This is a genomic window from Paenimyroides tangerinum, from assembly GCF_003865405.1.
Lineage (GTDB): Bacteria > Bacteroidota > Bacteroidia > Flavobacteriales > Flavobacteriaceae > Flavobacterium > Flavobacterium tangerinum.
Genome location: NZ_RQVQ01000001.1, coordinates 20,547 through 40,947 on the forward strand (window position 1 = coordinate 20,547; position 20,401 = coordinate 40,947).

The 20,401-nt window shown below is 31.0% G+C and carries 15 protein-coding genes and 1 pseudogene; 6 read left to right on the forward strand and 10 right to left on the reverse strand.

The features are described from left to right. Window positions 1-38 precede the first annotated feature (38 nt). Complete coding sequence (locus EG240_RS00070; RefSeq protein ID WP_125016153.1) at window positions 39-890, reverse strand: TraB/GumN family protein; 852 nt, start codon at window positions 888-890, stop codon at window positions 39-41. Between the two features lie 86 nt (window positions 891-976). Next, a complete protein-coding gene (gene trmD / locus EG240_RS00075; RefSeq protein ID WP_125016155.1) occupies window positions 977-1,657 on the reverse strand; it encodes a tRNA (guanosine(37)-N1)-methyltransferase TrmD in 681 nt (226 codons plus the stop codon). A gap of 175 nt (window positions 1,658-1,832) precedes the next feature. On the opposite strand from trmD, the gene EG240_RS00080 reads away from it, so the two are divergent. The 3 genes from EG240_RS00080 to EG240_RS00090 all read left to right on the forward strand — a co-directional run bounded on the left by EG240_RS00080 (window position 1,833) and on the right by EG240_RS00090 (window position 4,209). Beyond that, the gene (locus EG240_RS00080; protein ID WP_125016157.1) at window positions 1,833-2,765 is read left to right on the forward strand and encodes a peptidylprolyl isomerase; all 933 of its coding nucleotides are present in this window, start codon (window positions 1,833-1,835) and stop codon (window positions 2,763-2,765) included. A gap of 231 nt (window positions 2,766-2,996) precedes the next feature. After that, window positions 2,997-3,563 carry an acetate uptake transporter gene (locus EG240_RS00085; protein ID WP_125016159.1) on the forward strand — a complete coding sequence of 189 codons (567 nt, stop codon included), beginning with the start codon at window positions 2,997-2,999 and terminating at the stop codon, window positions 3,561-3,563. Between the two features lie 100 nt (window positions 3,564-3,663). Continuing rightward, window positions 3,664-4,209 carry a hypothetical protein gene (locus tag EG240_RS00090; protein WP_125016161.1) on the forward strand — a complete coding sequence of 182 codons (546 nt, stop codon included), beginning with the start codon at window positions 3,664-3,666 and terminating at the stop codon, window positions 4,207-4,209. A 28-nt stretch (window positions 4,210-4,237) separates the two neighbouring features. Here EG240_RS00090 and EG240_RS00095 read toward each other — a convergent pair whose 3' ends face one another. Together EG240_RS00095 and EG240_RS00100 are read right to left on the reverse strand one after the other, a co-directional pair. Then, on the reverse strand, window positions 4,238-5,770 hold the full coding sequence (locus EG240_RS00095) for an FMN-binding glutamate synthase family protein (protein WP_125016163.1): 1,533 nt from the start codon (window positions 5,768-5,770) through the stop codon (window positions 4,238-4,240). Window positions 5,771-5,962: 192 nt separating this feature from the next. Then, on the reverse strand, window positions 5,963-6,532 hold the full coding sequence (locus EG240_RS00100; RefSeq protein ID WP_125016165.1) for a thioredoxin family protein: 570 nt from the start codon (window positions 6,530-6,532) through the stop codon (window positions 5,963-5,965). Window positions 6,533-6,659: 127 nt separating this feature from the next. On the opposite strand from EG240_RS00100, the gene EG240_RS16640 reads away from it, so the two are divergent. Further along, window positions 6,660-9,077, forward strand: coding sequence for a hypothetical protein (locus EG240_RS16640; protein ID WP_203229276.1), 2,418 nt, complete (start codon window positions 6,660-6,662; stop codon window positions 9,075-9,077). Window positions 9,078-9,258: 181 nt separating this feature from the next. On the opposite strand, the gene EG240_RS00110 is transcribed toward EG240_RS16640, so the two are convergent. The 4 genes from EG240_RS00110 to EG240_RS00125 all read right to left on the reverse strand — a co-directional run bounded on the left by EG240_RS00110 (window position 9,259) and on the right by EG240_RS00125 (window position 17,063). Continuing rightward, a complete protein-coding gene (locus EG240_RS00110; RefSeq protein WP_449580049.1) occupies window positions 9,259-12,813 on the reverse strand; it encodes a M1 family aminopeptidase in 3,555 nt (1,184 codons plus the stop codon). A gap of 98 nt (window positions 12,814-12,911) precedes the next feature. After that, the gene (locus EG240_RS00115) at window positions 12,912-13,790 is read right to left on the reverse strand and encodes an ABC transporter ATP-binding protein (RefSeq protein ID WP_125016169.1); all 879 of its coding nucleotides are present in this window, start codon (window positions 13,788-13,790) and stop codon (window positions 12,912-12,914) included. 98 nt (window positions 13,791-13,888) lie between these two features. Next, window positions 13,889-14,929: a PLP-dependent cysteine synthase family protein gene (locus EG240_RS00120; RefSeq protein ID WP_125016171.1), complete on the reverse strand. Its 1,041-nt coding sequence runs from the start codon at window positions 14,927-14,929 to the stop codon at window positions 13,889-13,891. A gap of 70 nt (window positions 14,930-14,999) precedes the next feature. After that, entirely contained in the window at window positions 15,000-17,063 is a 2,064-nt protein-coding gene (locus EG240_RS00125) for a S9 family peptidase (protein WP_125016439.1), read from the reverse strand. Window positions 17,064-17,205: 142 nt separating this feature from the next. On the opposite strand from EG240_RS00125, the gene EG240_RS00130 reads away from it, so the two are divergent. Together EG240_RS00130 and EG240_RS00135 are read left to right on the forward strand one after the other, a co-directional pair. Further along, entirely contained in the window at window positions 17,206-17,529 is a 324-nt protein-coding gene (locus tag EG240_RS00130; RefSeq protein ID WP_125016173.1) for a YbaB/EbfC family nucleoid-associated protein, read from the forward strand. Window position 17,530: 1 nt separating this feature from the next. Beyond that, entirely contained in the window at window positions 17,531-18,217 is a 687-nt protein-coding gene (locus EG240_RS00135; protein ID WP_125016175.1) for a DUF4369 domain-containing protein, read from the forward strand. A gap of 40 nt (window positions 18,218-18,257) precedes the next feature. On the opposite strand, the pseudogene EG240_RS00140 reads toward EG240_RS00135, so the two are convergent. Together EG240_RS00140 and EG240_RS00145 are read right to left on the reverse strand one after the other, a co-directional pair. Beyond that, window positions 18,258-18,338, reverse strand: a pseudogene (locus EG240_RS00140) (pyridoxine 5'-phosphate oxidase C-terminal domain-containing protein); the annotation flags it as partial. Window positions 18,339-18,368: 30 nt separating this feature from the next. Continuing rightward, a complete protein-coding gene (locus EG240_RS00145; protein WP_125016177.1) occupies window positions 18,369-20,324 on the reverse strand; it encodes a M4 family metallopeptidase in 1,956 nt (651 codons plus the stop codon). Window positions 20,325-20,401 lie beyond the last annotated feature (77 nt).

A 20,401-nucleotide genomic window follows, 5' to 3' on the forward strand; every position in this document is an offset into this window, starting at 1 on the left:
TAACTAACTGAATATATAATAGTTAATATTTTATGTTATTATTTTACAGCTTCAACTTTATAACCTACTTTACGTAACAAATCCAAAACTCCATCTTCACTTCCTAAATGTGCAGCTCCAACTGCAAAAAATGTTGGTTTTGATTGCATCATCTCAGGCATTTTTTTTACCCAATTGTTATTTCTGTTTACAACAAATTCATCATAAGCTTTGCTATCCATATAACTCGCTTGTTTTAATAAATCCAAAAGCTTATCAATATTTTGTTCTTTATAAAGTTCAACCATTTGCTTGTTAGAATCCGAACCAGTTCCTAATTCCTCAAGCATTTTTATAGAAGCATCAATGTTTAAATGATCTTCCATGATTTTCATCTGCTCAGAAATGCTTTCTAATCCATTAAGTGATTTTTGTGATGCCATCGCTTTTTGAATCAATTCTATTTCATACATTTTCATATTTTCACAAGGAAAAGATTTCATTGTAACCAAACTTGCAATACCACTTTCAGAAACATTATCAAACATTGCGATATCCATTGCTAATTTCTCTTTTAAAAGAGCTGCTAATTTTTCATATTGTTTTGGAGAAATTCTTTCTTTCAATGATTTGTCGGATTGCATTGCATTTTGCATTAACATCATTTCTTCCATATTACCAAAATTAATCTCAGTTACTAATGCTTCAGAATTTTTTAATGCATTTTCGAAATTATCAGTAAAAAAATAATCTGGTTCACAAATCATGTGAATGGTTCCGAATACATAAGACGGCTTAGTCAAACCATTTCCTGAAATTTTCCATAATAAAGAATTTTCGTTCTGAGCAAAACCAATTGCCGATACTAAAAATAATATGAACGTAAATAAAGATCTAAATAAATTTTTCATGTCTTAAAAGTTTAATTATACAAGTAAGTATTCAAATCGAAAAAACGTTACAGTTAAAAACAAAAAAATCTGAAAATTAATTCAGATTATTCTTTATCTAGTAAATCGGGTCTGCGATTTAATGTATGTTCATATGCTTTTTGTTCACGCCATTTTTCAATTTCAGGAAAATTACCACTCAATAAAATATCCGGAACTTTCCATCCTTTATATTCAGCTGGACGTGTATAAATCGGCGGAGCTAATAAATTGTCTTGGAAACTATCCGTTAAAGCAGAAGTTTCGTTAGATAAAACACCAGGAATCAAACGGATAATTGTATCACAAAGAACAGCTGCTCCTAATTCACCACCAGAAAGTACATAATCACCAATTGAAATTTCTCGGGTAATAAAGTTATCACGAACACGTTGATCGACTCCTTTATAATGTCCGCACAAAATAATGATATTTTCAACCATCGACATTTTATTAGCGATTTGTTGATTCAGAGTTTCACCATCTGGCGACATATAAATGACTTCATCGTAATTACGTTCATTTTTTAGTTTGGTAATACAAGCGTCAATAGGCTCAATACTCATTACCATACCTGCTCCACCTCCAAATTGATAATCATCAACATTCTTATGTTTGTTGGTACTATAATCTCTAAGGTTATGAAAATGAACTTCAACCAATCCTTTTGCAATGGCTCTTTTAAGAATCGAAGCTTCAAACGGACTTTTAATTAATTCTGGTAAAACGGTAATAATATCGATACGCATGATTGTAATTTTATGCAAAAATAAACCAATTTATTAAAGTAACGAATATGTTTGATTCTGGATTTTAAAATCTCATACATAATTAAGTCTTTTTTAACGAATCAAGAAGCTATTACAAATATAGATTTTAACAAAAAAACGTATCTTTGCACTTATTTATTTTAAATCAGAAAAGATGCAAGACGGAATTTATGCAAAATTTAATACCGAAAAAGGTTCGATTTTAGTAAAATTAACTCACGATAAAACTCCTGGAACTGTTGGAAACTTTGTTGCTTTAGCAGAAGGAAATTTAGAAAATAAAGCACGTCCGCAAGGAAAACCATATTACGATGGATTGAAATTTCACCGTGTGATTCAAGATTTCATGATTCAAGGTGGTTGTCCAAAAGGAACAGGAACTGGTGATGCAGGTTATAAATTTGATGATGAATTTCATCCAGAATTAAAACACGATCGCCCTGGAATTTTATCTATGGCAAATGCTGGTCCTGGAACAAATGGATCTCAGTTTTTCATCACGCATATTGCAACGCCTTGGTTAGATAATAATCATACTGTTTTTGGTCATGTTATTGAAGGACAAGAAATTGTTGATGCAGTGGAACAATCGGATGTTTTAGAAAGCGTTGAAATCATCAGAGTTGGAGAAGAAGCTAAGAACTGGAATGCAGTTGAGGCTTTCCGTACTTTCGAAGGTTCTCGTGAGAAAAGAATTGCTGCTGAAAAAGCTGCTGCTGCTGCTGAATTAGATGCTATTGCTGCAGGTTTTGAAACAACAGAAAGTGGTTTACGTTACCAATTCATTCAGAAAGGAAATGGAAAACAAGCTGAAAAAGGTAAAAAAGTAGCAGTTCATTACAAAGGACAATTAGTAAACGGAAAAGAATTTGATAACTCATTCAAACGTAAAGATCCAATTGAATTTACGTTAGGAGTTGGACAAGTTATCGAAGGATGGGACGAAGGTATTCAATTATTAAAAGTTGGAGATAAAGCTCGTTTTGTTATTCCTTCTCATTTAGGATACGGTTCTCGTGGTGCTGGTGGAGTTATTCCTCCAAATGCAGTTTTAATTTTCGATGTAGAATTAATGGATGTGAAATAATTTTTCACTAAAATATATTTAAAAAGCTCTTCAGAAATGAAGGGCTTTTTTTACATAAAAAAACTTTTTCAAGAATCATTTGAGAATAAAAAAATAGCATATTTGTTAAAATTTAATAAAAAATACAAATTTTAAGAATAAAAAAAATATTATGTTTTTATTAGTTGTATTATTATGAATATTTTAATTGCTACTTTCTCAAATCTTTTTATACTTGTAAAAATTTAAAAGATGAGTGAGTACTTACATTTAAAAGATCAAACTTCAAATCCTGGACCAATCGGATTATTTGGATTTGCACTAACTACAATTTTATTAAACATACATAATGCAGGTTTCTTTCCTATCGACACAATGATTATGGGAATGGGTATTTTCTTTGGAGGAATCGCACAGTTTTGTGCTGGTATTATGGAATGGAAAAGAGGAAATCAATTTGGAAGCGTTGCATTTATGTCATTCGGTGCATTTTGGCTATCTCTTGTTTTTATTTGGATTGCATCTGCTGCTGGATTACCAAAGCCAGATTCAATTTCTATGGGAAGTTATTTAGCAATTTGGGGATTATTTGCATTTGTATTTTTTATACAAACTTTAAATGGATTAATGATTGGTAAAATCTTATTCGGTTTATTAGTTATCTTATTTGCTTTACTTTCGATTTATAATTTCACAGGAATTGCTTGGATTGGAAAACTAGCTGGTTTCGAAGGAATTTTATGTGGATTTGTTGCTTTCTATGAAGGAAGCGCGATTATGATTAATCACAAATACCAAAAAAATGTACTACCAATGTAATTCTATAATTATTTAATTTTAAAATCCTCATTAACACTAATTTTAGTTTTTTGAGGATTTTTTTTATGATTAAAATTGTATTTTTGGAAAAACTTTCAAAATGAAGAAAATAATACACTCGTTATTCTTATTTCCTGTTTTTTGTTTTGCTCAAATTGATGTTCCTATTCATTGTGGATTTGATTTTACTTCATATTTTGTAGTTCATCCGCACGAAGACGGAAAATCTAAAACGATTGATGGCTTACGTCTTTCGATTGTTGACACGAATGAGAATGAGGTAATTAATGAGAATAACAGTTTAAGCTGGATTAATTCGGGAAAGCCACTTGTCTTTACAAGAAACTATAAAATAAACGAACAAAATAAAAGAATACCAATAACAGAAAATGGAAAATGGTTTTACTATTTCGCTGATGATCATTATCTATTAACTGTTGCAAATACTTTTCAAGCAGAAAATTATATGCTTAAGGTTGAAGATGTAGATGGCGAAGAAAACGGCGGAAATTTCAAAACACAATACATTCCATTAGCAAGCTATAACATGTATATTCTATGTACATCTGAAGAAAGACAGAAAGCGATGCAATTTGGTAGAAAAGTTACCAATAGACCACTTGATATTGTAATGGAAAAAAAATAGGGAACTTAAAATTAAGTTCCCTATTTTTTTATTTCTTATCACTAAAATACATTTCAGCGAAAGTTAAGTTTTTACCGTGTTCAATACGTTTATGGAATGTTTCTGGTTTAATTTCAGTAGGTTTTTCAAAACCACAAGCCGAAATAAATTCTCCAAATGCTTTCATTGTATTTTTATGGAAAGTTGCGACACGAACAGACTTATCAGTAATATCCATACCTTTATATAACAATGGATCCTGCGTTGCAATACCAACTGGACAATGACCACTATCACATTGTAATGCTTGAATACAACCTAAAGCAAACATCATTCCACGTGCACTATAACAAGCATCTGCACCTAATGCCATATTTTTTGCTAAATCAAAGGCAGAAATCACTTTACCTGCAGCAATGATCTTAATGTTTTCTCTAATACCGTATTCCTTTAAAGTTTTATTTACAAAAACTAAAGCATCAGACAATGCCATTCCCATATAATCAATAAACTCCATCGGAGCCGCTCCTGTACCACCTTCAGCACCATCAACAGTAATAAAATCAGGATAAATATTATTTGTTTTCATTGCTTCAACAATATCAATAAATTCATCTTTTCTACCGATACATATTTTAAAACCAATAGGTTTACCTTCAGATAAATCACGTAATTTCTGAATAAAATGAACTAATCCATTTGCATCTGAAAACGCAGAGTGAGATGATGGTGAATGAACTGTTGTAAATGGTTCAACATTTCTAATTTTAGAAACCTCAATCGTATTTTTCTCTGCTGGTAATAATCCTCCGTGACCAGGTTTTGCACCTTGAGAAAGTTTTAACTCAATCATTTTCACTTCTGGATAAGCTGTTTTTTCTTTAAACAATTCACCATCAAATTTTCCATCTTTAGTTCTACAACCAAAATATCCAGTACCAATCTGCCAAATTAAATCTCCACCAGATCTATGATAATCAGAAATTCCACCTTCACCCGTATTGTGAGCAAATGAACCTAATTGAGCACCTTTATTTAAAGCTGTAATCGCTTTTTTACTCAAAGCTCCATAACTCATTGCACTAATATTATAAATGCTTGCACTATAAGGTTGTTTACAAGAAGAATTCCCAATTGTAGTTCTAAAATTGAAATCAGAAATATGTTTAGGATAAACCGAATGAGAAGCCCATTCATAACCGATTCTATTTGGATCATCTTGCATACCAAAAGAAACCGTTTGTTTTTCGTTCTTAGCTCTTTGATAAACAATTGAACGTTCACGTCTATTAAATGGTTTTCCATCCAATTCGCCTTCAAAGAAATATTGTCTCAATTCTGGACGAACAGATTCCAAAATATATCTCAATCTACCTATAATTGGATAATTTTTTCTAATTGTATGCTTTGTCTGAAAAGCATCTGTGTATGCAAGAAAAAATAAAATTAAAGGTAAAATTAAAGTCAATAAATTATGACCTTTAAAAATAACCAGTCCAATTGTAACTGCTAAATAAAGGATGACAACTGTCCAAATAATTTGGCGAATAACAAAACGATTTAAAAATTTTTGATGTAACATAAGTTCTCTTCTAACTTAAATTTTAAGGTTGTTGTTTTATTGTTTTCACTATTTAATCTTGAAACATAACAATTTTCTACTCATATTATCAAAATGGTAAATTTATCGTACATAATTTACGAATTTTTAAAATACAAGATAAAAAACAGTTTGTTTTTGTAAAAAAATAGTGCGACAAAGTTAAAAAAGTTTTTATAATACACTATTTTTTTTCCACTTAATATTACAGCCCATACTCGGTTTTTGTACAGAATTTATTGATCGATTATATAAAATAGAATCAATTGCACTTCTTAGATCATTTCCACTCGTTGGGATACTATTTCCTGGACGTGAATCATCAATCTGACCATGATAAACTAATTTATCTTGTTGATCAAATAAATAAAAATCGGGAGTACAATTTACTTGATATTTCTTAGCCACATCTTGATAATAATCAATCAGATAAGGAAATTCGAAATTATTATCAAAAGCAAACTCAATCATTTTTTCAGGAGAATCTTCAGGATAAGTTACAAAATCATTACTAGAAATTGCAGCAAATCCAATTCCTTGAACACGATAATCATTAGTTATCATAATCAATTCTTCAATAATATGATGCACATACGGACAATGATTACACATAAAAATAATCAAAGTTCCTTTATCACCTTTAACATCATTGAAAGAAAACTTTGACTTAGTAGTAACATCTTCTAATTCAAAATCATGTGCACTAGTTCCTAATGGAATAAATTCAGAGAAAGCTTTACTCATAACATCATCTTTTTTATAAATTTAAGCCTATTTTTTTGATAATAAAAATATCTTTTCTAATGAATTATTCTTTCTAATTTATTATATAGTGAAAAATGTTTTTATCTTTGATTAAAATTAAACATTTATGAATATAAAATATATTAGCGTATTTTTACTTGGTTTTGCAGGTATTACAGGAAATGCTGTTACCCAAAGAGATATCGAATATCAAAATATTTCTACAGATGCAATTCCGATGGTTATCGTTAATGGATATATCGTTAAGTATTCTGAGTTTTTAAAATTAAAAGAAGAATTCATAGAAACATATATAACCTTAGATGAAGAAGATGGTTTTTCCATTTTTGGGGAACCCGCTAAAAATGGAGCAGTTATAATCACTTTAAAATCGAAGTTTAGAACATTAAATGTTGGTGCTGGAGGAAGGCAAGTTGACGCAAACCTTTTAAATCAAGTTTATGCAAAAGCAAAAGAAGCTGAAGCAAAAGCTGCTAGAAAAGCAGAAGCAGAACGTCTAGCTGCTGAAGCAAAAAAGGCAGCTGATGCAAAAAAAGCAGAAGAAGCAAGAAAAGCAGAAGCGGATCGTTTAGCTGCTGAAGCTAAACTAGCTGAGGAAAACAGAAAAGCAGAAGCAAAAAAAGAAGCAGATCGTTTAGCTGCTGAAGCTAAATTAGCTGAGGAAAACAGAAAAGCAGAAGTAAAAAAAGAAGCAGACCGTTTAGCTGCTGAAGCAAAATTAGCTGAGGAAAACAGAAAAGCAGAAGCAAAAAAAGAAGCAGATCGTTTAGCAGCTGAAGCGAAATTAGCTGAAGAAAATAGAAAAGCAGAAGCAAAAAAAGAAGCAGACCGTTTAGCTGCTGAAGCTAAAAAGGCTGAAGAAGATAGAAAAGCTGAAGAAGCTCGTTTAGCTGCAGAGGTTAAAAAGGCTGAGGAAGATAGAAAAGCAGAAGCAAAAAAAGAAGCAGACCGTTTAGCTACTGAAGCAAAACTTGCAGAAGAAAATAGAAAAGCAGAAGCTGACCGTTTAGCTGCTGAAGCTAAAAAGGCAGAGGAAAATAGAAAAGCAGAAGAAGCTCGTTTAGCTGCTGAAGCAAAAAAAGTTGAGGAAGCTAGAAAAGCAGAAGAAGCTCGTTTAGCTGCTGAAGCAAAAAAAGAAGCAGATAGATTAGCTACTGAAGCAAAACTTGCAGAAGAAAATAGAAAAGCAGAAGAAGCTCGTTTAGCTACTGAAGCGAAAAAAGTTGAGGAAGCAAGAAAAGCAGAAGAAGCTCGTTTAGCTGCTGAAGCTAAAAAGGCTGAAGAAGATAGAAAAGCAGAAGAAGCTCGTTTAGCTGCAGAGGCTAAAAAGGCTGAGGAAGATAGAAAAGCAGAAGCTGACCGTTTAGCTGCTGAGGCTAAAAAGGCTGAGGAAGCTAGAAAATCAGAAGAAGCTCGTTTAGCTGCTGAAGCTAAAAAAGTTGAGGAAGCTAGAAAAGCAGAAGAAGCTCGTTTAGCTACTGAAGCGAAAAAAGTTGAGGAAGCAAGAAAAGCAGAAGAAGCTCGTTTAGCTGCTGAAGCTAAAAAAGTTGAGGAAGCAAGAAAAGCAGAAGAAGCTCGTTTAGCTGCTGAAGCTAAAAAGGCTGAAGAAGAAAGAAAAGCAGAAGAAGCTCGTTTAGCTGCTGAAGCTAAAAAGGCTGAAGAAGATAGAAAAGCAGAAGAAGCTCGTTTAGCTGCTGAAGCTAAAAAGGCTGAAGAAGCAAGAAAAGCAGAAGAAGCTCGTTTAGCTGCTGAAGCTAAAAAGGCTGAAGAAGAAAGAAAAGCAGAAGAAGCTCGTTTAGCTGCTGAAGCTAAAAAAGTTGAGGAAGCAAGAAAAGCAGAAGAAGCTCGTTTAGCTGCTGAAGCTAAAAAGGCTGAAGAAGCAAGAAAAGCAGAAGAAGCTCGTTTAGCTGCTGAAGCTAAAAAGGCTGAAGAAGATAGAAAAGCAGAAGAAGCTCGTTTAGCTGCTGAAGCTAAAAAAGTTGAGGAAGCAAGAAAAGCAGAAGAAGCTCGTTTGGCTGCTGAAGCTAAAAAAGTTGAGGAAGCAAGAAAAGCAGAAGAAGCTCGTTTAGCTGCTGAAGCTAAAAAAGCTGAAGAAGCAAGAAAAGCAGAAGAAGCTCGTTTAGCTGCTGAAGCTCAAAAGGCTGAAGAAAATAGAAAAGCAGAAGAAGCTCGTTTATTAGCTGAAGCGAAAAAAGAAACAGATCGATTAGCCGCTGAACTTAAAAAAGCTGAAGAAGCTAGAAAAGCTGAAATAGCTCGTTTAGAAGCTGAAGCTAAACAAGCAGCTGAGATTGAACGAAAAAAAGAAAACGATATTACTTTAACAACTAATTTCGGAAATCATTTACAGCGACAATTTGTAAAGTCTATTATGAATCCAAGTGTAACAAAAGTCACCGTAAATGGAAAAGTTGTAACAAAAGAAGAAGCTAGCAAAATCAGTGTTTTCAAAGTTGACACTTCGATTATTACTTATAATAAGGAGAAAACAGAATCTACTTTAGAAATCGTTTTAACTAAATAAAACAAAAAAGGATCTAACCTCATCGTTAGATCCTTTTCTGTTTTAAAACCGCTTTTATACGCTGAAAATGATGTCTTAAAAATCAATAATAAAAAAGGCTTAGAATCAACCTTTAAAAACAATCAACCATAAAAAAAGGAAGTCTCAAAATTTGACACTTCCTTTTTTCATTTTTAAAAATTTAGTTTTTTATCTTTTTACGATTATCAAAAGAATCGGTATCTATCAATTTATTGTACGGATCTACACCAACTTCCATTGGTTTTTCTTTTACTTCAATCTGAACTTTATTATTGATCTTATCGATTTTATATTTCTTCAGATACAATTCGTTTTCCAATTCGTATTTATCTTGTTTTGTAGGTTCTCCAAAAATTCCAATTTCGATATAATCTTGTAATGGTAGCGATTCAACTTTAGTTTTTCCTGAACCAAAAACCAAAGTTTTACCGTTTTCATCCTTAAAGATTTTTTTATTGTCTTTACCTGCTCTATATTTAGCTACATTGAAATCAATCTCAACTAAATAATTTCCATTAGGTAATTTTTTAGAAGTTACTTTATTCACTTTATTATCGTATAAAGTGATGGTTTCAAACATATCTTTAATCAAATATTTTAATGAATCTGGCGTTGCTTTTTCGATATAACGAACAAATTCAATTGAGTTTGTATATGGTGCTTCTTGGAAAGCTACAGCCGAAACATAATCTTTTAAAGCATTATTAAAATTCTTTTCTCCAATATAATCACTAATTGCATAAAGAACTAACGAACCTTTGTTATAATGAATGTATTGTTGATTCTCATTATACATTAATGGATTCTCGCTTTTCCATTCAAACGTTCTTCCTTGTAAATAATTATCCAAAGCATCTTTCAAAAATTTACGCATTTGAGATTTACCATAACGTTCTTGTAGAACCATTAACGAACTGTATTCCGAAACCGATTCCGACATTAAAGTTGCACCTTTAACCGCTGCTCCAATAACTTGATGCGCCCACCATTGATGCGCCATTTCGTGCGACACAACTGAGAATGGATAATCAACTGCATTCGGATTATCTTCGTCGATATCAGCAATGAAACCAAATCCTTCTGAAAAAGGCATCGTATTCGCAAAAGCTTGAGCAAAAGTTCCCATTGTTCTTGGAAATTCAATTATACGTGCTTGTTTATGTTGATACGGACTAAAGTTTTCTGAATAATATGCTATCGATTTTTGCATTGCATTCATCATTCGTTCGATGTTAACTTCATGTCCTTTATGATAATAAATCTCGAAATTTACTCCGTCTTTATTCTCTTTTCTAACTTCATATCGACCAGAATTAAATGCATAGAAATTCAACATTTTCTGATCCATTTTGTAATGGAAATATTTTCTTCCATCTTTTTCCCATTCTTTTTGAAGATAACCTGGAGCAATTGCAATTTGATCTGCTGCAGTTGAAACAGTTGTTTCAAAATTTATCCAATCGGCTTCGTTTGAAATATACGTATTTTGACGAGCTTCCATATCATCAACTTCCGCCATACGTTCTTTGTTTGGTAAACCATATTTCTTACGAACATCGTTATCAGCAATTTCAAATCCATCTGAGTAACCAAAAGAAGGGAAAATTCCGTTATTGATAAATGTTCCGTTTTCGATTACTCCAGAACGAACAGCTAAAAATGTATTTGGCTGATTTTGAACTTTGAATTCAACATTCATGGTTTCTCCAGGCTGAAGCGCTTGAGTCAATTTATAAATATTAAAATCATACAACGTATCTTTCGAAACTAAAGTATTTGCTTTACTAAACTTAATGTATTTTAAGTTTTTTCCGTAATTGATAAAAATAGAATCAATCGGTTTGTCTGATTTGTTTTGAACGATATATTTTACTGTTGCATCGTAATTATATTCATACGGAAAAATATTCATTTCAACATTTACATCTGTAATTCTTGGTTGCGGATATTTTTCGAACTTTTTATATTTCTGCTCAAATTCAACTTGTTGAAGTTCGGTTTCTTTAGCAGAATAATACGGTTCCATAATGTTATTGTGCCAATAAATTGCATAACCAATTCCAATGAAACCAAATAAAAAGATAAACATTGGGATGATTATTTTGACATTAAGACGTTTTTTTGCAATTGATAAACGTTCTTTTAATCCTGAAATAATTCCTCTTCTCCAAAGCAATAAAGTAAAACAACTTAATACTAATGTAAACAAAAACCAATACGCTTTATAAATAAAGAAAGTGCGTGTTGTTCCGAAACCATTCATATCTGAATAACCACCAATACTACCCGAATTAAAATGATAGATTTGTTGCTCGATTCCAAATCTGAAAAAAAACTGTTTAACAAGCATAAAAACAATTAATGTAATAAAGCCAACTAAATAGTTTTTGAATAAGGATTGAATAAACATTGCAAATAAAATAACAATGATGTATCCAATCAAATCATAAACGAATAATGATTTGAAATAAATTCCGAATTCAAAATTATAATAACCATAAAAAATTTGAATAAGAATACAAGAAATCATTCCAACAAGTAAAAATAAAACAGTCATTTTTATCAATGCAATAACCTTAGAGATAAATAAAACCCAATTTGGAATCGGAGTTGAATCAACCAATAAATTCATTCTTGACGTTGTACTATTTTGTAATAAAATTCCAGAAAATAAAGCAATTGAAATGAATACGAAAAAGCTCAAGAAAAGATCTAATGTATCTAATACTTTCCAAGTTACTGGAAATGTTTTTGAACCATAAATTTCTTGTCCTAAGGTATAACCCGAACCAACAACGAAAAGCATTAAAATGATCAAAATGGTAATAAATATCCAGTTTTTTAATATTGAACTAAGTTCAAATCTAGAAAGATTCCATGTTGATTTTAAATTTTGAATAAATGAATAATCGAAATTTACTTTTGGAAGATTCAATTTCATGATGCTTCCAAAATTATTTTTCGTTAATCGTTCTCCTTTTTTCTTTCTTGAAAAACTAATAGGAGATTGAGAAAATGAGAAACTAAAATATAATCCAATAAAAACTAAAAGAGAAAATCCAATCCAAATTAAACGATTGTAAACAACAATATCAGAAAAAGGAATACTATTGGTGTTTTGTTCATCAATTGTCCAATATTTTGTGATGTAACTCAAAGCTTCACTTCCATAAGGTTCAAACAATGCTGCCCAATATTTGTCATCGATATTATTAGTTAAACTTGAAATTAAAATTTGAGAAACAAATAGAATAAATACCAAAATAACTCCCGCAGAAACATTTCTTGATAAGGTTACTAGAGCAAATAAAATGGTTCCGATAAAGAAAATATTTGGAATTACAAATAAGAAATAAGATTGAAAATAAGCTCCAATATGTATTGGCCCAATCAAATCTGGATTTGCAAAAGGTAAAATTGTAGCCAAGAAAAAGGCGAATCCCATTGAAATGGTGATTAAAATAGTTATAAAAAAACCACTTAAAAATTTACCTACTAAATAATCAAACTTTGTAAACGGATAAGAATACAAAATGGTGTGTACATTGTATTTAAAATCACGATAAACTGTAGCGCCAATTACCGTTGGAACAATAAAATAGACCAACCAAGAAAGATCGTTCAAAATACCGTTGATAGCCATTGGTGAGTTTGCATAAGTATTTGAAGAAGTAGTTGTTCCTAAAACATCGAAATACCCAAGTGCAATTGCCATTGTTAAAAAGGCTAAGCTAAAAAACAAAGTGCAATATATATAGAAAGTCCAACTGGTGAACCATCTTTTCGTTTCAAATAAAAATATGTTATTTAGCATTATACTCTATCTTTTTTAAGTGCAACGAAATAAACATCTTCTAATTGAGGTTTAGCTTCAACAAAAGTTTCGTGTGGCTTTTCATCACTATAAACACGGATATTTAATGTATTGTCTTGATTATAATTTGATGATAAAATATTATAATTTCTAGCAAATTCATCAAACTCATCTCTTTCGATAATTCGCATCCAAATTTTACCAACTAAACTTTCTTCAGCTTCTTTTGGAGTTCCACGATAAAGTATGTTTCCTCCATTTAAAATAGCAAGTTCATGACAAAGTTCACGAACGTCGTCAACAATATGCGTTGAGAAAATTACGGTATGATTGTTTCCGATTTCTCTTAGAACATTTAAGAAACGATGACGTTCTGCAGGATCTAATCCAGCAGTTGGTTCATCAACAATAATTAATTTTGGATTATTTAAAAGAAGTTGTGCGATTCCAAAACGTTGTTTCATTCCGCCAGAATAACCGCTAACACTTTTATTGCGAACGTCCCAAAGATTGGTAACTTCTAAAACTTCTTTTATTATTTTTTTACGATCTTCTTTAGATGCGATTCCTTTCAGTTGAGCAAAATAGTTCAATAATTTTTCGGCTGACATATTTGGATAAACACCAAATTCTTGAGGTAAATAACCTAAAACTTTACGTAAAGACATTTGATCTTTTAAAACATCAATATCTCCAAATGTAATAGACCCTGAATCTGGGCTTTGAAGTGTTGAAATGGTACGCATTAAAGACGATTTTCCAGCTCCATTCGGTCCCAATAAACCGAACATTCCTGTTCCAATTTCTAAATCTACATTGTCTAATGCTTTAACTCCGTTTTTATAGGTTTTGCTTAAACCTTTTATCTGTAACTTCATAACTTATGATTTTTAACTATAAGTAAGTTTTTTTTAACAATTGTTACAAATTGGAGCAAATAAAAAAGAGAAAAGTTATAACTTTTCTCTTTTCTGTATTATTTAATAAATTCTATTTGTTTTTCTTCTTCACGATTTACATTATCAAAGAAACCTTGTTCATTCATCCAATCATCACTATAAATCTTACTCATATAACGCGATCCGTGATCAGGAAAAATAACTACAACATTACTATTCGCATCAAATTCACCACCTTCAGCTAATTGCTTAACCGCTTGAAAAGCAGCTCCAGAAGTATACCCTACAAACAAACCTTCTGTTTTTGAAATCTGACGAGCTGTATGTGCAGCTTCTTCATCGGTTACTTTCACAAATTCGTCAATTGCATCAAAATCTGTAGCAGTCGGGATTAGATTTTTCCCCATTCCTTCAATTCGGTATGGATAAATTTCCGATGAATCGAATTCTCTTGTTTCGTGAAATTTCTTTAAAACAGAACCAAAAGCATCAACTCCAATTACACGAATATTTGGATTTTGTTCTTTTAAGAAACGAGCAGTTCCAGAAATGGTTCCACCTGTACCAGAACAAGCAATTAAATGTGTGATTTTACCAGCAGTTTGTTTCCAAATTTCTGGTCCGGTAGTTTGATAATGTGCATCAATATTTAATTCATTGAAATATTGATTGATATAAACAGAACCGTTTGTTTCTTCATGTAAACGTTTTGCAACGCTATAATAAGATCTTGGATCATCTGCAGAAACATTAGCTGGACAAACATAAACCTTGGCTCCCATCGCACGCAACATATCAATTTTATCTTTCGAAGATTTTGATGTTACTGCCAAAACACATTCGTAACCTTTGATGATACTGACCATTGCGATACTAAATCCTGTATTTCCAGAAGTTGTTTCAACAATAATGCTACCCGGTTTTAATATTCCTTTACGTTCTGCTTCTTCAATAATATGCAGAGCAATTCTATCTTTTGATGAATGACCTGGGTTAAAAGCTTCAACTTTTGCATAAAAGTTTCCTTCTAATCCTTCTGTCACTTTTCTTAATCTAACTAATGGTGTATTTCCTATTAAATCTAAAATATCATCATGAGCTTGAATTTCTTCTTTCATAATACCATTTTTAAAGAGCCTGAATTTTTAGAACTCTTACAACCGTACAAAATTAATAAAAAAATAAATACTATTTCGAAATTCCTTCCAAATCTAATAAAAAAGCAAATTCCTTTGCAACCTCTTTTAAAGATTCGAATCTACCTGAGGCTCCACCGTGACCTGCATCCATATTTATATCAAACAATAAAAGATTTTTATTTGTTCGAAGCGCTCTTAACTTAGCAATCCATTTTGCAGGTTCCCAATATTGAACTTGAGAATCATGAAATCCAGTAGAAACGTATAAATTAGGATAAGCTGTTGCTTCAACATTATCATAAGGAGAATATGATTTCATATAATCATAATATTCTTTTTCGTTTGGATTTCCCCATTCATCATATTCGCCAGTAGTTAACGGAATACTATCGTCTAACATGGTAGTTACTACATCAACAAAAGGCACTTGTGCAATCATTCCGTTATATAATTCAGGAGCCATATTCATCACTGCTCCCATCAATAAACCTCCAGCAGAACCACCTTCAGCATATAAATGTTCTGGCGAAGTATATTTCTCAGCAATCAAATATTTAGAACAATCGATAAAATCCGTAAATGTATTTTTCTTTTCAAGAAGTTTACCTTCTTCATACCATTCACGACCTAAATCTTCGCCTCCACGAATGTGTGCGATTACATAAATAAATCCACGATCCAAAAGACTCAAACGAACTGTTGAAAAATATGGATCCATTGTAGAACCGTATGAACCGTAAGCATATTGCAACAACGGAGCAGAACCATCTAGTTTTGTATCTTTATGATAAACCATAGACATTGGGACTTTTGTTCCATCTTCAGCTACTGCCCAAACACGTTTTTCGATGTAATTCTCTTTATTGAATTTACCGCCTAAAACTTGTTGTTCTTTTTTAACTTCTTTTTCTTTAGTTACCATATTAAAATCGATAACCGAAGAAGGCGTTGCCATTGATTGATATCCGTAACGTAAAATATTTGTATCAAAATCAACATTCGTTGTTGTGTAAGCGGTATATGTTTCGTTATCAAACGGCAAATAATAAGCAGCTTCTGGATTTTTCCAAGGTTGAATTTTAATATGAGTTAGCCCGTTTGAACGTTCAGAAATTACCAAGAAGTTCTTAAAAATATCAATTCCTTCAATTAAAACTTCGTCGCGATGTGGAATCAAATCTTTCCAATTTTCAATACCGGTTTTATCTTCATCGGTAATCATCACCTTAAAATTAGTTGCATCATCTGCATTTGTAGTAATGTACCAATGATTTCCATAATGTGAAATCGAATATTCTAACTCACGCGTACGAGGTTGAAAAATTCGGAATTCACCATTTGGATTATCCGCTTCTAAAATTTGATACTCTGAAGTTAACGTACTATCTGAACCTAAGATTAAATATTTCTTAGATTTAGATTTATAAATATGAGTAGTAAACGTTTCGTCGTTTTCTGTAAAAACCAATTCATCATTCGAAATATCATTTCCTAGAACATGTTTAAAAATTCGGTCTGGACGCAATGTTTGTTCATCTTTACGAGAATAGAATAAGGTTTTATTATCGTTAGCCCAAGTTGAACTTCCAGTAGTTTTTTCAATTTTTTCAGGATAAATTTCACCAGTTTCTAAGTTTTTAATCTGAATTATATATTCACGACGAGAAACCGTATCTACACCAAAAGCAGCATATTTATTATCATCAGAAATATTTAAACCACCTAATTGAAAATAAGAATGTCCTTCTGCCATTTGATTACAATCAAACAGAATTTCTTCTGCTGCATCTAAACTACTTTTTTTACGAGCATAAATCGGATAATCCTTTCCTTTCTCGAAACGAGTAATATAATAATATCCGTTATAGAAATACGGAACTGAAGAATCATCTTCTTTAATTCTCGATTTCATTTCTTCGAACAATTCAACTTGAAAATCTTTAGTGTGCGAAGTCAAATTATTGTAATATGCGTTTTCTTCATTTAAATAATCGATAACTTCTTGGTTTTCGCGTTCGTTCATCCAATAATAATTATCGATTCTGATATCACCATGCTTTTCTAATTCTTTAGGAATAATTTTAGCAACTGGTTCTTTTATATTTTGATTCATCTGATTCTTTTTAGTTCCACAAGAAGCAACAAAAATACTACAAATTAACAAGACAATGGATTGATTTTTCATGAGAAATTAGGCTTTATTATTTTCAAATTGATACATTTGTAAAGTAAATATAAACAAAAAATACATTACTATGTTTGGAGACTTAATGGGAATGATGGGCAAAATGCAAGAAGCTCAGAAAAAAATTGAAGAAACTAAGAAACGTTTAGATACCGTTTTAATTGACGAAAAAAGTTCAGACGGATTGTTAGAAGTTACTTTAACTGCAAACAGAACCATTCGTTCTTTACATATTTCTGAAGAACTTTTAGGAGATAAAGAACAATTAGAAGATTACTTAATCATGGTTTTAAACAAAGCTATTACAAAAGCTACAAATATTAACGAAGCCGAATTAGCAGCTGCAGCTAAAGACGGAATGCCAAACATTCCTGGAATGGATTTATTTAAATAAAATGAAAAAGTTTTTATTTTTAACTGCCATTGCATTTTCTGTTATTTCATGTTCTAAAGATTCCGGAAATCTAAACTTAACTGGAGAAGTAAAAGGCCTGAAACAAGGAACCATTTACATCAAAACAGCAAAAGAAAATGGAATTGTAACTTTGGATAGTATTGTTTTTGACGGTAAATCACAATTCAAAACAAATTTAAATATCGAAGAACCTCAAGTTTTATATTTAAGTTTGAATCGTGGTGTTTCGCAATCTCAAGACAAAAATTTGATGTTTTTTGCAGAACCTGGCGAAATGAAAATTACAACATCGTTAGAACGTTTTTACGGAGATGCTAAAATTGAAGGTTCTAAAAATCAAGAATTATTTGATAAATATTTAGCAAGCAAACGAAATTTGACCAATAGACAAAACGATTTGATTAAAGACCAAATGTTATATTCTAAATCTGGTTTCCAAAACAAAGCAGATAGTTTAGAAAAGGCAATCCAATCAACAACAAAGCGAATTTATCTTAATGCAGTAAATTTTGCATTAAAAAATAAAGATAAAGAAGTTGCTCCTTATGTTGCAATTACAGAGATTGCTCCTATTTCAAATAAATATTTAGATACGATTCAAAAATCTATTCCTGATAATATTGCAAAAAGTTTGTATGGAAAAGCTTTAATTGAAATGAATAAATAATTACAAAGCCCAAAAGAAAGAGATTTCCTTTGGGCTTTGTTTATAGTGCTAAACGTTCAATTTTCCAATCAAAATCGTTTAATGAATATCTAATTCTGTCGTGTAAACGATTGGCTCTTCCTAACAACGTATTTTGTATTTTATAAGAAATTTAATTCTTTATAAGCTTTTCTGTATGAGTTTTTTCATCAGTTTTAAAAACTAAGAAATAAATACCATGAGATAAATCATCTATTTTAATCTGATTGATCCCTTTTTCTAATTCAAATATCGAACTAACTTGTTTTCCTAAAAAATCATAAACTTGTAAAGTAACTTTTTCATCAAATTGAGAATCTATAGTTAATTTTCCTTCTTTTGTTGGGTTTGGATAAATTTTTAGATTCGATTTAAAATCGAACTCTTTTTTATCCAAAAAAACATCTCCTACACCAACCGCATACCAAGCATTTACAACTTGAACATATTCATAAGAATCTACACCATATAAAGCAATAGCAACTTGTTTAGTTGCATTATAATAATCTAAATAAGTGGCAGTAGGTGTTAACCCTTCCATTAAAGCTTTGTAAACTATCTTTTCTGCTTTATTAATTCCTATTCCTTGTACATAATAAGAATTACCAATATCATTTACTCCTGTATGAAACTCTTGCTTACTTAATAGATAAAACCAAAAGTTACCTACTCCACTATGAACATGAACTGCATAAGATTGAGTAAATTCATCTGGATACCAATGTAATCCCATATAAGTATCAGGAGATGGTGTTCCACTTGAATTGGGATCTTCCATACTCCGAACAAAGTTAGGTTCTTGAGGTTCTATATAAATTCCTTCACCAACAGTCCATTGCGGATTTACACTTGAATAAAATTCAATTGCTTTACCAAAAGAGTCTGCCATTGATTCATTTATCGCTCCTGATTCATACTGATAATTTAACCCCCCATTTCCATTCCGACGAATAACAGCATGTGTAAATTCATGACCAACTATTTCTAATAAAACAAATGGATTACGATTATTTGTCATACCTCCTTCAGAAAAAGTAAAATAATCAAATTGATTAAAGGTAAGTGCTGCAGCGTTGTAATTCGGTCCAAATTTATAATAGCTATTGATAGGGCTACCTAAATTATCAAAACTGTTTCGGTTATGAATATTTTTAAAATAATCAAAAGTCTGAGTCATTCCCCAATGAAGTGAAACTGCAGGTTGCAATTCAGATGAAACAAAAGACTGAGCAGAATTAGTAAAATACTCAGCTCCAATAACCAAACCTGTTAAAGTGTCTAAATATGATAATGTATTACTATAACTATATGAATTAGCATTTTGACCGTTAAATGTATGAATATTACGAAAATTATCTTTTAATCGATATATTCCTTCATGGCTATCAACAGTAAAATTTCTAGTTCCATTATAAAATGTTACACCAGAACCAGGAACATCTACATGATTATTTTCACTAAACTTATTAACAATTTCACCATCATTATTCAAATAGTATCTAACGTTTTCAATTGGATAAAACGAATAGATATTAACTCTTTTAGCAATCTCGATATTGATTTTCTTTTTCTTTTCATATTTTGAAATTACCAAATCAACATGTGAACTAAAAGTTACAATTCCTTCATCAAAATCTGTTTTAGCAATCTGAATTATTGCTTCATCAGATAAATTAAAAGTAACATCTAAATTTTCAAATCTAACTAATTGCCCGTTAACAGAAGTAACTTTACCCGATTTACTATGTACAAAAACCAAATCATTTTCTACTTTTAAACCTTTATAAAAGTGTTGAAAAGATTCATGCTTATAGCCAATTTCATCAATAAATTCTCTAACTTTTTCTAAACTATGATTATCATCTAAATTAAACCATTGAATTAATTGATTATTAAATTTATTTGTAGAAATATTATAAAAAGATAAGTCTTCGTAAAAAGTACCCAAATGATTTTGAAAAACAGGATTTGGTATATTGCTTTCAGAAATAGATTGAAAACTTTTAGCTTGAAGAATAGTTAAATTACCAAATAAAAGGAATAAACAAATAAAAAATTTATTTGAAATAAAAACGTTGATATTTTTCATAAAATTATTTTTGATTAAATCTAAAATACAAAAAAAAGATCAATATTTACATTTACTAAAAAACAACAATTTATACT

Coding starts and splice junctions, on each gene's coding strand:
- EG240_RS00070 (WP_125016153.1), bottom strand. CDS start 890: ATGAAAAATTTATTTAGATCTTTATTTACGTTCATATTATTTTTAGTA.
- trmD (WP_125016155.1), bottom strand. CDS start 1,657: ATGCGTATCGATATTATTACCGTTTTACCAGAATTAATTAAAAGTCCG.
- EG240_RS00080 (WP_125016157.1), top strand. CDS start 1,833: ATGCAAGACGGAATTTATGCAAAATTTAATACCGAAAAAGGTTCGATT.
- EG240_RS00085 (WP_125016159.1), top strand. CDS start 2,997: ATGAGTGAGTACTTACATTTAAAAGATCAAACTTCAAATCCTGGACCA.
- EG240_RS00090 (WP_125016161.1), top strand. CDS start 3,664: ATGAAGAAAATAATACACTCGTTATTCTTATTTCCTGTTTTTTGTTTT.
- EG240_RS00095 (WP_125016163.1), bottom strand. CDS start 5,770: ATGTTACATCAAAAATTTTTAAATCGTTTTGTTATTCGCCAAATTATT.
- EG240_RS00100 (WP_125016165.1), bottom strand. CDS start 6,532: ATGAGTAAAGCTTTCTCTGAATTTATTCCATTAGGAACTAGTGCACAT.
- EG240_RS16640 (WP_203229276.1), top strand. CDS start 6,660: ATGAATATAAAATATATTAGCGTATTTTTACTTGGTTTTGCAGGTATT.
- EG240_RS00110 (WP_449580049.1), bottom strand. CDS start 12,813: ATGGCAATTGCACTTGGGTATTTCGATGTTTTAGGAACAACTACTTCT.
- EG240_RS00115 (WP_125016169.1), bottom strand. CDS start 13,790: ATGAAGTTACAGATAAAAGGTTTAAGCAAAACCTATAAAAACGGAGTT.
- EG240_RS00120 (WP_125016171.1), bottom strand. CDS start 14,929: ATGAAAGAAGAAATTCAAGCTCATGATGATATTTTAGATTTAATAGGA.
- EG240_RS00125 (WP_125016439.1), bottom strand. CDS start 17,063: ATGAATCAAAATATAAAAGAACCAGTTGCTAAAATTATTCCTAAAGAA.
- EG240_RS00130 (WP_125016173.1), top strand. CDS start 17,206: ATGTTTGGAGACTTAATGGGAATGATGGGCAAAATGCAAGAAGCTCAG.
- EG240_RS00135 (WP_125016175.1), top strand. CDS start 17,531: ATGAAAAAGTTTTTATTTTTAACTGCCATTGCATTTTCTGTTATTTCA.
- EG240_RS00145 (WP_125016177.1), bottom strand. CDS start 20,324: ATGAAAAATATCAACGTTTTTATTTCAAATAAATTTTTTATTTGTTTA.